This is a genomic window from Myxococcus sp. CA051A (genome assembly GCF_013336705.1).
Taxonomy (GTDB): domain Bacteria; phylum Myxococcota; class Myxococcia; order Myxococcales; family Myxococcaceae; genus Myxococcus; species Myxococcus llanfairpwllgwyngyllgogerychwyrndrobwllllantysiliogogogochensis.
In genome coordinates this window covers 37,103-48,585 of sequence record NZ_JABUMS010000015.1, presented here as the reverse complement: position 1 = coordinate 48,585, position 11,483 = coordinate 37,103, and the positions used below count along the sequence as shown (strand labels likewise).

The 11,483-nt window shown below is 68.8% G+C and carries 11 protein-coding genes; 3 read left to right on the top strand and 8 right to left on the bottom strand.

Annotated elements, in window-relative coordinates; genetic code table 11:
- Positions 1 to 33: 33 nt before the first annotated feature.
- The 3 genes from HUA74_RS46720 to HUA74_RS33985 form a co-directional block, all read right to left on the bottom strand.
- Complete coding sequence (locus HUA74_RS46720) at positions 34 to 378, bottom strand: antibiotic biosynthesis monooxygenase (RefSeq protein ID WP_141642949.1); 345 nt, start codon at positions 376 to 378, stop codon at positions 34 to 36.
- The gene (locus HUA74_RS33990) at positions 375 to 1,565 is read right to left on the bottom strand and encodes a cytochrome P450 (RefSeq protein ID WP_174457885.1); all 1,191 of its coding nucleotides are present in this window, start codon (positions 1,563 to 1,565) and stop codon (positions 375 to 377) included. The genes HUA74_RS46720 and HUA74_RS33990 overlap by 4 nt, the downstream gene beginning before the upstream one ends.
- 249 nt (positions 1,566 to 1,814) lie before the next feature.
- Positions 1,815 to 2,165 (bottom strand): PspC domain-containing protein, encoded by a 351-nt coding sequence (locus HUA74_RS33985; RefSeq protein WP_246137195.1) that lies wholly within the window; start codon positions 2,163 to 2,165, stop codon positions 1,815 to 1,817.
- A gap of 273 nt (positions 2,166 to 2,438) precedes the next feature.
- Here HUA74_RS33985 and aceB point away from each other — a divergent pair, with 273 nt between their 5' ends.
- The 3 genes from aceB (at position 2,439) to HUA74_RS33970 (ending at position 6,029) form a co-directional block, all read left to right on the top strand.
- Positions 2,439 to 4,064 carry a malate synthase A gene (gene aceB / locus HUA74_RS33980; protein ID WP_174457884.1) on the top strand — a complete coding sequence of 542 codons (1,626 nt, stop codon included), beginning with the start codon at positions 2,439 to 2,441 and terminating at the stop codon, positions 4,062 to 4,064.
- Positions 4,065 to 4,113: 49 nt separating this feature from the next.
- Positions 4,114 to 5,400 (top strand): isocitrate lyase, encoded by a 1,287-nt coding sequence (gene aceA / locus HUA74_RS33975; RefSeq protein ID WP_174457883.1) that lies wholly within the window; start codon positions 4,114 to 4,116, stop codon positions 5,398 to 5,400.
- A 200-nt stretch (positions 5,401 to 5,600) separates the two neighbouring features.
- Positions 5,601 to 6,029: a hypothetical protein gene (locus tag HUA74_RS33970; protein ID WP_141647273.1), complete on the top strand. Its 429-nt coding sequence runs from the start codon at positions 5,601 to 5,603 to the stop codon at positions 6,027 to 6,029.
- A gap of 3 nt (positions 6,030 to 6,032) precedes the next feature.
- Here the strand turns inward: HUA74_RS33970 and HUA74_RS33965 are convergent, their stop codons facing one another.
- From HUA74_RS33965 to HUA74_RS33945, 5 genes are all read right to left on the bottom strand, one after another.
- The gene (locus tag HUA74_RS33965; protein WP_141647274.1) at positions 6,033 to 6,284 is read right to left on the bottom strand and encodes a hypothetical protein; all 252 of its coding nucleotides are present in this window, start codon (positions 6,282 to 6,284) and stop codon (positions 6,033 to 6,035) included.
- Positions 6,285 to 6,384: 100 nt separating this feature from the next.
- Positions 6,385 to 6,723 (bottom strand): hypothetical protein, encoded by a 339-nt coding sequence (locus HUA74_RS33960; RefSeq protein ID WP_141647275.1) that lies wholly within the window; start codon positions 6,721 to 6,723, stop codon positions 6,385 to 6,387.
- Positions 6,724 to 6,786: 63 nt separating this feature from the next.
- Positions 6,787 to 8,070, bottom strand: a complete 1,284-nt coding sequence (locus HUA74_RS33955; protein WP_174457882.1) for a TIGR04013 family B12-binding domain/radical SAM domain-containing protein — start codon at positions 8,068 to 8,070, stop codon at positions 6,787 to 6,789.
- A 59-nt stretch (positions 8,071 to 8,129) separates the two neighbouring features.
- Positions 8,130 to 9,725 (bottom strand): serine hydrolase domain-containing protein, encoded by a 1,596-nt coding sequence (locus HUA74_RS33950; protein WP_371817348.1) that lies wholly within the window; start codon positions 9,723 to 9,725, stop codon positions 8,130 to 8,132.
- Between the two features lie 163 nt (positions 9,726 to 9,888).
- Positions 9,889 to 11,412, bottom strand: a complete 1,524-nt coding sequence (locus HUA74_RS33945; RefSeq protein WP_174457880.1) for a pyridoxal-dependent decarboxylase — start codon at positions 11,410 to 11,412, stop codon at positions 9,889 to 9,891.
- Positions 11,413 to 11,483 lie beyond the last annotated feature (71 nt).

The window sequence follows — 11,483 nt, the reverse complement described above, 5'->3', positions numbered from 1 at the left end:
GTGTGGACCGTCGCTCCGTGAGCAATCCGGGTGTCAGCCGTGAGCCCGTCGGCTGTCGTCGGGGGCCTGCTCGCGCTCGTGGGGTCCGTAGTCGCGAAGGACCGTGGCGACGCGCAGGCGGTAGTCGGCGAAGACGGACTCCCGGCCCCGGGCCTGGGCGGCGCGGTGGGCCTCGAGCTGTCGCCATTGCTGGACGGCGGCCTCGTCCCGCCAGAACGAGAGGGAGAGCAGCCGGTCTGGCGAGGACAGACTCTGGAAGCGCTCGATGGAGATGAAGCCGTCGATGCGAGCCAAGAGCGGCCGGAGCTGGTCGGCCAGGTCCAGGTACTCACGCTGTCCATCGGCGCTGAGCCGGGCCTCGAAGATGACGGCAATCATGGTTGAGCCTCCGGGAGGACAGCAGCGGCGAACACGGGGATGCGAGAGTTGAGCGAGGGCATCCACGCAGCCCCGAGGACGGCCGCCCGAAGCGCGCGAAGGTCCGAAGAGAGCAGCGTCAGGAGGGCGCCATGAGCCATGGACTTCGCGAGCCCATCACCAGGGCAGGCATGAGCGCCCGCGCCGAAAGCAAGCGCCCGGGGATGTGTCCGGTGGAGGTCGAACCGCTGCGGTTCCGGATGAAGGGCGGGGTCACGGTTGGCGGCGGCGAGGACGACGAGCACGGCATCCCCGGAGGCCATGGCCTGTCCGGCGACAACGGCGTCATCGGCCAGGAACCGTCGAGTGTTCTGGACGGGGGATTCGAACCGGAGCACCTCGTCGAGAAACGAAGGAAGCAGCGACACGTCGTCCCGCACCTCCATGAGCAGCGAGGAGTCCGTGAACAGGGCGCGAAGGGCCTGCCCCAGCAACCCCGCCGTGGCGTCATGCGTCTGCAAGAGCAGACCGATGGCATTGGCGACCACCACCTCCGAGGAGTCCTGGGGCCCCAGCGAGGCCGTCTCATGGGCCAGCACAGCCAGGGGGCCACCGGACGAGCCCGGTGCGAGCTGGGCCTCCAGCGCGGAGCGAAACACCGAGAGCAGAGACCGCGCGGCCAAGGTCGCGGGCCCCAGGGTGTCCGGGTGGGCGCCGGGAACGATGCAGCGCACGAAATCCCGCGTCCAGGAGGCGACCTGGGGGAGCGACTCGGAGGAAAGCCCCAGCAGCTCACCGAGCACGTACACCGGGAGCAGAAAGGTCAGCGTGTGACTCGGAGCCGAAAGCGAAAGCTGTCGGGTCCAGCGCCCGGAGACCTCGATGACCTGAGGCGGCTCCCACGTGCGCAGCAGCGCGACGAGGGCGCGCCGTGCGAAGGCGTGAGAGGAGCCATCGTTCATGCGAGCAAGGCGTCGGAACACCTCGCCGGGAGCCGACCCGAGCAGGGCGCGAGGAACCGGTTCGGAGACAGGACGGACGCGACAGGAGGGGTGGGTGAGCACCGCCTGAACGGCCTCCGAGCTGGAGGCGACCCACAGGCGAAGGGAGTCATCCCAGTACAGGGGTCGTCGGGAGACGAGGTCCGCGTAGAAGGGGTACGGGTCCGGGTGGGTCGCGGCGGCGATGGGGTCCAGAGGGGGTGACATCCGGAGTCCTCGAACCGCCGTGCAGTCCGGGATGGAGTGCGAAGCGGTGAGGAGCTTCTACGGGTCCCCGAGGACGAACGTTTCGGTGCGGACCGAAATGAGCCGAAGGGTGTGTACGAGAGCCGTGTGCCGCAAGGGAGCGGGACGGCCGGCGTGGGGGGCCCCGTCCGCCGACGGGGGGGACCCGCGCCGAGCCGAGGGGCCCGCGAGCCGTGTCTACCGTGGCCGCGGACCCGTGAATCCGCGCCCTCAAACCCGGCGCTCGACCCGAGAAGCTTCCGACTGCCCGAGTCCCGACAGCCACTCCATCGTGCGCTGCAGCGGGGCCTGCCCCACCGGAGACGAAGGAGTGAAGCCCCAGAGGAGCAGATAGACGAGGGGCAGCGTGCCGCCGGAGAACAGGGTGGCGATGACGAGCGCCACGCGGACCAGCGCCACGTCGATGCCCAGCTCGCGAGCCAGCATCGCGCACACGCCCGTCAGCGCCCGTCCTTCCACACCCCGGTGAAGCCGCTCCCCTCGCGTCCCGCAGCGAGGGCACTTCGCCGCTTCCGCCCTCATCTCCTCCGCGCATCCCGAGCACCGCTTCATCGCGTCCATGACCTGTCTCCCCAGAGGGGCAACCCCCTTGGCGTCAAGCACCCTCATCCCTACCTACGCACCCTGGCGTCGCTGATTGCATCCCTTCCGCCCGCCGCCCCCTCCCCGCCAAACCCGCGCCAAGTCTGTTGATTTACAGATTTAATCCGGCGGGTGTTGACAGCATTACAGCCAAGCAGGCACAAATTGACCGACACTTCCTTTCCTCCCTCGGAAGATCCATTTTCCGACCCGTCGAAGCTGATTTACAACGCAGCAAGCCAAGGAGTCGAGATGACCGCGGATGCCCCCTCCTCGAAGACCCCGGCCTTCAGCGCTGGCGTGGCCGTCAAGGGGCCGTGGCACCCCGATTACGCCGAGGTCCTCACCCCGGCCGCCCTCGATTTCGTCGCCCGCCTCGCCCGCGCCTTCGGCGAACGCCGTGAAGCCCTCCTGGAGCGCCGCAAGACGGTCCAGGCGTCCTGGCGCAAGGGAGAGCGTCCCCACTTCCTGCCGGAAACGAAGGCCATCCGGGACGGCCACTGGACGGTGGCTCCCCTGCCTCCGGACCTCCAGGACCGCCGCGTCGAAATCACCGGCCCCGTGGACCGGAAGATGATCATCAACGCGCTCAACTCCGGCGCGAACGTCTTCATGGCGGACTTCGAGGACGCCAACAGCCCCACCTGGGACAACGTCGTCCGCGGCCAGCTCAACCTCCGCGACGCCGTCCGCCGCCGCATCTCCTTCACCGCCGACGGCGGCAAGCACTACGCCCTCAACGAGAAGCCCGCCGTCCTCTTCGTGCGTCCTCGCGGCTGGCACCTGCCCGAGCGCCACGTCGAAATCGACGGCAAGCCCATCTCCGGCTCCCTCTTCGACTTCGGCCTCTTCTTCTTCCACAACGTCCGCGAGCAGCTCGCGCGGAACACCGGCCCCTACTTCTACCTGCCGAAGATGCAGAGCCACCTGGAGGCCCGCCTCTGGAACGACGTGTTCCTGCTCGCCCAGGACACCCTCGGAATCCCCCGCGGCACCATCAAGGCCACCGTCCTCATCGAAACGCTCCCCGCCGCCTTCGAGATGGACGAAATCCTCCACGAGCTGCGCGAGCACTCCGCCGGCCTCAACTGCGGCCGCTGGGACTACATCTTCAGCTTCATCAAGACGCTCCAGTCCGACACCAGCGTCGTCCTCCCGGACCGCGGCCAGGTCACCATGGACAAGGCGTTCCTCAACGCCTACTCCCAACTGCTCATCCAGACGTGCCACCGCCGCAACGTCCACGCCATGGGCGGCATGGCCGCGTTCATCCCCATCAAGGGTGACGCCGCCGCCAACGAGGCCGTCCTCGAGAAGGTCCGCGCCGACAAGCTGCGCGAGGTGAAGAACGGCCACGACGGGACGTGGGTCGCCCACCCCGGCCTCGTCGCCCTCGCTCGCGACATCTTCGACGCGAACATGAAGGGCGAAAACCAGCTCTCCAACAAGCGCGAGGACGTCCGCATCACCGAGGCCGACCTGCTCAAGGTCCCCTCCGGCACGCGCACCGAAGAGGGCCTGCGCCACAACCTCCGCGTCGGCATCCAATACACCGCCGCCTGGCTGGGCGGCCTGGGCTGCGTGCCCCTCTACAACCTGATGGAGGACGCGGCCACCGCCGAAATCTCCCGCGCCCAGGTCTGGCAGTGGATTCACCACGGCGCCCCGCTCGACGACGGCCGCAAGGTGACCACCGCGCTGTTCCAGGCGCTGCTCGCCGAGGAGATGGCCGAGCTGGAGCGCGAAGGCGTCCAGCAGCGCTACGGCGCCGACCACGTGACGCGCGCCCGCGAACTCTTCGAGCGCCTGTCCACCGCCTCCACCTTCGAGGACTTCCTCACCCTGCCCGCCTACGCGGCGCTGGATGCCACCCGCTGAAACCTTTCGTTCTTCTTCAACCCTTCACCGCCGCACCGAGGAGCCTGCGATGTACGACGCCACCACGACGACCCCGGATGCCACTCCCCACGCCAAGCTCCACGCTCGACGCTTCGAGGGCATCACCCGCAACTACACCGACAAGGACGTGCTGAAGCTGCGTGGCACCCTGCCCATCAGCTACACGCTGGCGGAAGTCGGCGCGAAGCGGCTGTGGGAGCTGCTCCACACCGAGGACTACATCAACGCGCTCGGCTCGCTCACCGGCAACCAGGCCGTGCAGATGGTCCGCGCGGGCCTGAAGGCCATCTACCTCTCCGGCTGGCAGGTCGCCGCCGACGCGAACTCCGCCGGGCAGATGTACCCGGACCAGAGCCTCTACCCGGTGGACAGCGTCCCCACCGTGGTGAAGAAGATCAACAACGCCCTGCGCCGCGCGGACCAGATCGACCACGCCGAGGGCAAGAGCGACCGCTACTGGTTCGCCCCTATCATCGCCGACGCCGAGGCCGGCTTCGGCGGCCCGCTCAACGCCTTCGAGCTGATGAAGAGCATGATTGAAGCCGGCGCCGCGGGCGTCCACTTCGAGGACCAGCTCGCCAGCGAGAAGAAGTGCGGCCACATGGGCGGCAAGGTCCTGGTGCCCACCAACCACTTCATCCGCACCCTCACCGCCGCGCGCCTCGCCGCCGACGTCATGGGCGTGCCCACCCTGCTCGTCGCCCGCACGGACGCCGACAGCGCCAAGCTGCTGATGAGCGACTCGGACGAGTACGACCACGCCTTCATCGACCGCAAGAACGGCCGCACCTCCGAGGGCTTCTACCGCCTCAACGGCGGCCTCGACTGCGCCATCGCCCGCGGCCTCGCCTACGCGCCCTTCGCGGACCTGGTGTGGTGCGAGACCAGCACCCCGGACCTCGCCCAGGCCAAGAAGTTCGCCGAGTCCATCCGCGCGAAGTTCCCCAACAAGATGCTGGCCTACAACTGCTCGCCTTCCTTCAACTGGAAGAAGAACCTGGACGACGCCACCATCGCCAAGTTCCAGCGTGAGCTGGGCGCCATGGGCTACAAGTTCCAGTTCGTCACCCTGGCCGGCTTCCACGCGCTGAACCACTCGATGTACGAGCTGGCCCGCAAGTACAAGGACCGCGGCATGGCGGCCTACAGCGAGTTCCAGCAGGGCGAGTTCGGCTCGGAGAAGGACGGCTACACCGCCACGCGTCACCAGCGCGAGGTCGGCACCGGCTACTTCGACCAGGTCGCCGAGGTCATCTCCGGCGGCTCCGCCAGCACCCTGGCCCTGCACGAGTCCACCGAGGCCCACCAGTTCTAATCGGGCGCCTTTTCCGCTGATCCATCCGAAGGCCGTGGACCTGGGCACCCTGCCCGTAAGCCCGCGGCCTTCGGTCGTTTTTCTGGCCAGCGGGCAGGCTCCGCGCGCCCGGACGCAACTTCCCGGGGCTTCGGGCGATAATGTGTGCAGACCTCCGAGAATCGCGCTTCGTGCGCCCTCGGTTTGCCAAGGAGCCCACCATGAGCCGCATCAACAACCTCACCGGTCCTCGGGTCCAGGTCCCCACGCCGCAGGCCAACGCCGCGGCCTCGCGCGCGGGCTTCGGCGCGGTGATGCAGCAGCACAACAACAACATGATGTCGGCGGCGAACCGCCCGGGTGATCCGCTGATGTCCACGGGCGGTCTCGTGGTGCAGTCGGCGCTCAACTCCGTGGGCGGCTCCTCGCACGGCGGGCTGCTGAACTCCTACCTGTCGGCCGTGGGCCGTCCCCCCGTCGCCAAGGACGCCAGCTCCGCGGACGGCGCGCAGGCCGCGTCCACGCCGGCGGCGGGCTCCAAGGAGGCGGAGGAGCAGAAGGTGATGATGGAGTTGGCGGAGCTGTCCGCCGCGACGCTGAGCAACTCCATCTTCCACATGGGCAACCGCACGAAGGTGTCGCTGGATTAGTCGCTAGCGCTTCTTCGTCGTCTTGCGCTCGGCGCGCTTGAGGTACTCGGCGCGCTGGCCCTGCTGGAGGTCCCCGGCGCCATCATACGGATGGCCCACCTCCGTGCGCTGACCGCCGTCCTGCCCCGTGATGTCGTTGAGGAACTCGGCGCGCCCCTCGGCGGGCACCCGGTCTCCATCCGCCTCCGGGTCCTTCTGCTTCTCGGGGTCCAGGGGGATTCCGAGCGGCGTCTGGAGATACTCCTTCGGGTCCATGGGGTCGCTCCTTCGAGGGTGCACTCAGCCCGTGACTCGAAGGTGGGGACGACGGGACGCTTCGCGCAGCCAGAGAGCCGGCGAGCAGCCCCCCGTCACCTTAGTTGAGGTACTTCGGGCGAGGAGGCGTCGCGGGCTGCTGACGCATCATCTCCAGGCCCTGGCGCGTGAGGATGAAGCGCACCACGCCGGAGCCGCGCTCCGTCTCGATGTCCGCCTCGAAGGCAGGACCGGCGATGCCGCCGAGCGCCACGTCCTTGCGCAGGTTGCGCACCTTGCCGCTCAGCATGTCCCCGGCGACGTCCTTCGCGCCCTCGCCTCGCTCGTGCAGCTCGTACGCCGTCTGGTGCAGCGTCATGGCGAGCGAGGGCGTCAGCGGCTGGGAGCTGAAGAGGACGGAGATGAGCAACCAGTAGGGAGGGGTCTCGTCGGAGGACATCGCGCACCCATCCTAAGCGCCTGAGCGCTCGCGGGCCCGAGGAAGTGACGCGGGCAAGGGACGCTAGCCCGCCCGGGGCCTTCGTCGCGAGGCGATGCCCTCCGCCAGCGCCACCTGCTGCTTCCAGTGGCCATACAGCCGGCCCTGGGAGGCGAGCGTGTCCAGCTTGCGCTGCGTCTCCTCATCCACCCGCCCTGGCGCGGCGTCGCGATAGGGCGTGCCGGGCAGCGGCATGAAGGTGTGTCCGTGGACGCGCGCGCCCAGCTTCCCCAGCTTTTCCATCAGGGAGACCGTGGCCTCCACGTCCTCGGGCGTCTCGCCGGGGAGGCCGAGGATGAAGTCCACGTTGGGGACGAAACCGCCCTCCACCGCGAGCCGCGTGGCGCGCACCACCGTCTCCACGTCATGGCCGCGGCGCGTGGCCTGGAGGATGCGCTCGGAGCCGGACTGCCCTCCAATGATGAGGTTGTCGTTGTGGACGTAGCGCTTGAGGACCGCGAGCGCCTCCGGTGTGACGTGCTCGGGACGGACCTCCGAGGGGAAGGTGCCGTAGTACACGCGCCCATCGGGAGCCATGGCCTCGCGCACGGCGGCGAGCAGCTCCTCCACGGCGGCCAGGTTCATCGTCTCGTCGGCGGTGCCGTAGGACATGGACGTGGGCGTGATGAAGCGGATGTCCCGCCGCCCCGAGCGCCGCAGCTCTCGGGCCCAGTGCGCGATGTTGGCCACGGAGCGATGGCGGAAGCGCGCCTTGCTCATGAAGGGCGTCTGGCAGAAGCGGCACGCGTAGATGCAGCCGCGCGTAATCTCGATGGCGCCGAACATGGCGTGACGGGCCGCGAAGGGAGGGAAGTCGTCGAGCTTCACGCCCTCGCCCCGGCCGTGCTGCACCAGCTTGCCGTCCTTCAGGTGGGCCACGCCGTGCGTGTCACGCGGGTCTTCTCCGCGCTGCACGCGCCCGAGCAGTTCGCGCAGCGAGTACTCGCCTTCCCCAATCGCGATGAGGTCGAAGCCGGCCTGGAGCGTCTGGACGGGCTCGGCCGTCGCGTGGACTCCACCCGCGATGCAGAGGACGGAGCGGCCCTCCAGTCGCTCGCGCACCCACGCGAGTTCCTCCGCGGAGACGGCGAAGCTGGCGGAGTAGAAGGACCACGCGGCCACCACGGTGTCGCCCGCGTCGGCGCGCTCCTTCACGGTGGAGAGCAGGGTCTCCCTGTCGCGAGGGAAGAACAGCTTCACGTCCGCGAGCGCGGGGTCGGATTCGACGGCGCCCGCCAGCACGGTGAAGGCGTACTTGCCCGGGTACTGATAGCTGAGGACGAGCGAGATGGGACGGTGCGGCACCATGAGCGTCCACCATGATGCCACATGGCCCCAGCCGCGAGGACTCCGAGAGAGCAGGCGACTCAGCGCGCGGAGGGCGCGGGCCGGACGAGGTCGAGCACCTTGCCGGTGAACTCGGAGAACTCCAGGGCCTCGTCGGGAACGCGCTCATCGGAGTCCGACATGCGCACGGCCACGAGGTCGTACTTCGGCAGCACGAGGACACGCTGTCCGCCCTGGCCAATCGCCGCGAAGCCGCTGGGCGGGCCCTCCACGTTCTGTTTGAAGTTGTAGGGAGCGGACTTCTCCATGAAGTCAGTGAGCAGGGAGGCGTCTCCCAGCTTCTCCACGAACGTGGCCAGGAACACGCCCTGCGGAACGGGGCGGTCCGCGAGGTCCCGCAGCCGGGCCAGCGGCGCCTCGGGGAAGCCGTTGCGCCGAGCCTGCTCCAGCATGTCCGTACCGAGCGTGACGGACATGCCCTGCTCGTAGAGGAGCCACCAGAGCAGTCCCGCAGTGGGCGTGTGCGGCTGAGAGGGAGCACCGCCCAACGCCTGGATGTACGACGCGCTCAGGACACGCTGGCCCTTCCACGTGCCGCCCTGGAGCAGCATCTGCCCCACCTTGGCGAAGTCCACGGGATGGAGCTGCAGGCCCGCCATGCCCACGGGGTTGCCCGACGGGTCCTTGTCCCAGCGGAAGTCGCGGATGCCGAGCGGAGTGAAGAGCTTCCGCGCGAGATACACATCCATCTTCTCGCCCGACGCGCGCTCCACGATGCCCGCGACGAGATTGGTGGCCTTGTTGTTGTACGCGTGCTTGCTGCCGGGCTCGTCCACCACCTCGGAGTCCAGCGCGTAGCGCACGAAGTCCTTGGACTCGTAGATGTCGAAGGCGGTGCGATTCGAGGCCAGTCCCGACGTGTGATTGAGCAGGTGCTTCAGCGTCACCTTGCCCTTGAGGCCGTCCTTCCACTCGGGGAAGAAGGTGGAGACCGGGGTGTCCACGGACGGAATCTTCCCCTCGTCTATGAGCAGGCCGATGGCCAGCGCCACCATGCCCTTGGTGGCGGACATGGCCTCGATGCGATGCGTCTCGCCGCCGAAGTACCACTCCCCCACCAGCTTGCCGTGACGCAGCAGCACGAGTCCTGCGGAGCCCGACTTCTCGGCGGCCTTCAGCAGCTCCGCCAACGCGGGTTCGGACAGTCCCGCTTCGCGCGGAGAGCTTCGCTCCAGTCCAGCGCCCACGCCCCAGGCGTGCCGAGCCTCCAGCGCGTTCTTCCGGGCGCGCTCCACCAACGCGTCGTAACCCGGCAGTGTGCGCAGCGAGGCCAGCGCCTTGGCGTGAAGCAGGCCCGCCGGGTCGGCCAGTCCCTTGTCGAGCGCCCGCTCCAACCAGGTCATGGCCATGGCCGTATCGCCCGAAGCAGCGGCCATGCCCGCGGCGGCGCGAGCCACCTCCTCGAACTGGTGTCCCGCGTCCCAAACCTGTCGCAGCTCGGCGTGCCCCTTCGCCGCGTCCCCCTCGTGCTGGGCCATCCAGGCCCGCGTCATCGCGGCGCTGGCCTCTGGAGAAGACACCGTCGAGGCGGCAACGGTCGACGGAGGAGAGGCCGGCTGGGAGTGGGCGCAAGCCAGCAGCGCGCAGAGCGGCAGGAACAGGGCACGTCGTGACACGAAGGACTCCAGGAGAGCGACGGGGGTGTGGGGTACCGCGACAACCAGGTGCCTGGCTGGCGAGAGAACGCTTCGCCTTCCGTCGCATTTCATTACGCCGTGTAAAGGGACACACGGACGTGTCCCCTGGCGCGCGCCCCCTCGGCCGTGTTCCTGGAGGACGTCAGCCGACGGAGGACGCGAGAAGTTCCCACGCGGCGCGTACGTGTCGCTCCTGCGTCATCGAAGCCCCGATGGCCATCCGCAGCACATAGCGAGCAGGCGCCCCCTCCACCGCATGCAGCACGGTGTGTGAGAGGAACATCTTGCCCGAGGCATTCACCCGCTCCAGCAGCTCCCGGTTGCGTGCGTCCGTGGCCTGAGGAGGCTCGCCAGGCAGCGGCTTCAAGCGGAAGCACACCAGTGACAGGGAGCGGGGCACGGCCACCTCGAAGCGCTCGTCCTCGGACACCCACGACTCGAAGCGCTCCCCCAGCCGCACGTGCTCACGGATGTGGGCCCGCAGGCCCTTCGCGCCATAGTGACGCAGCACGAACCACAGCTTCAGCGCACGGAAGCGGCGCCCCAGCGGCACCTGCCAGTCGCGGTAGTCGATGACGGCGCCGCTCGCGCTCGCGGCGTTGCGCAGGTACTCGGGCGTCACGCTGAGCGCATCGAGCAGCGCCTTCCTGTCGCGCGTGTAGAAGGCGTTGCAGTCGAAGTTGGTGAGCAGCCACTTGTGCGGATTGAACGCGAGCGAGTCCACCCCGGACATGCCATCGAGCAGGTCCCGGTGCTCGGGGCACACCAGCGCCGCGCCCGCCCAGGCCGCGTCGACATGCAGCCAACCGCCCGACGCACGCATGGGCGTGCGGGCCATCACCTCGCCCACCGCGCGAACCGGGTCCGCGGCGCCCGACGACGTGCTCCCCACGGTGGCGCACACGAAGAAGGGCACGCGCCCCGCATCGAGGTCCTCGCGGATGGCGCGCTCCAGCAGTTCCGGCCGCATCCCGTAGCGGGCACTCGTCTCGATGAGCCGCACATGCGTCGTGTCCTCGGCGCCATGGGCCACTCCGCACAACATGGCCGCCTTGAGCACGGAGGAGTGCGCCTGCGTGGACGCATAGGCCACCCACTCGGAATCAGCGGGAGCACCGTGACGACGGGCGCGCTCGCGAGCGGCCACCATGGCGACGAGCGTGGCCTCGCTCGCGGTGCCCTGGATGACGCTGCCCCCGGTGGCGGAGGTGGAACGGAAGTCCTCGAGCAGGCCCGTCAGCTCCGCGAGCCAGTCGAGCACGCGCGTCTCCAGCTCCGTCGCGGCGGGACTGGTGGACCAGAGCATTCCCTGCACACCCAGGCCCGCGGACAGCAGCTCTCCGAGTACGGCGGGCCCGGAGGCATTCGCCGGGAAGTACGCGAAGAAGGACGGTGACTGCCAATGCGTGAGCCCCGGCAGGATGATGTCCTCCAGGTCCTTGAAGATGCCTTCCCAGCCGGCCTCACCCGCGAGCCCCTCCTCGGGAGGATGCTCGGGCAGCTTCGATGCGACGCCACCAGGCGCCACCTGGGAGCGCACCGGGAAGGACTCCAGCCGCGCCTGATAGTCGGCAATCCAGTCCACCATCCGGTGACCGAGCTTCCGGAACTCCTCCGGGCTCAGGTGGGGCACGCCTCCATCACCGCCAGTCGAGTCATCGCGCATGCGCGGTTCCTGACACGGGCCCCGTGAAGCTTCAAGCGACGCACAGCGCCATCCTTTCAGGAAATGCACTT

What these genes read in the sequence shown, in the direction of transcription:
- HUA74_RS46720 (WP_141642949.1), bottom strand. Translation starts at nt 378, where the DNA reads ATGATTGCCGTCATCTTCGAGGCCCGGCTCAGCGCCGATGGACAGCGT.
- HUA74_RS33990 (WP_174457885.1), bottom strand. Translation starts at nt 1,565, where the DNA reads ATGTCACCCCCTCTGGACCCCATCGCCGCCGCGACCCACCCGGACCCG.
- HUA74_RS33985 (WP_246137195.1), bottom strand. Translation starts at nt 2,165, where the DNA reads ATGGACGCGATGAAGCGGTGCTCGGGATGCGCGGAGGAGATGAGGGCG.
- aceB (WP_174457884.1), top strand. Translation starts at nt 2,439, where the DNA reads ATGACCGCGGATGCCCCCTCCTCGAAGACCCCGGCCTTCAGCGCTGGC.
- aceA (WP_174457883.1), top strand. Translation starts at nt 4,114, where the DNA reads ATGTACGACGCCACCACGACGACCCCGGATGCCACTCCCCACGCCAAG.
- HUA74_RS33970 (WP_141647273.1), top strand. Translation starts at nt 5,601, where the DNA reads ATGAGCCGCATCAACAACCTCACCGGTCCTCGGGTCCAGGTCCCCACG.
- HUA74_RS33965 (WP_141647274.1), bottom strand. Translation starts at nt 6,284, where the DNA reads ATGGACCCGAAGGAGTATCTCCAGACGCCGCTCGGAATCCCCCTGGAC.
- HUA74_RS33960 (WP_141647275.1), bottom strand. Translation starts at nt 6,723, where the DNA reads ATGTCCTCCGACGAGACCCCTCCCTACTGGTTGCTCATCTCCGTCCTC.
- HUA74_RS33955 (WP_174457882.1), bottom strand. Translation starts at nt 8,070, where the DNA reads ATGGTGCCGCACCGTCCCATCTCGCTCGTCCTCAGCTATCAGTACCCG.
- HUA74_RS33945 (WP_174457880.1), bottom strand. Translation starts at nt 11,412, where the DNA reads ATGCGCGATGACTCGACTGGCGGTGATGGAGGCGTGCCCCACCTGAGC.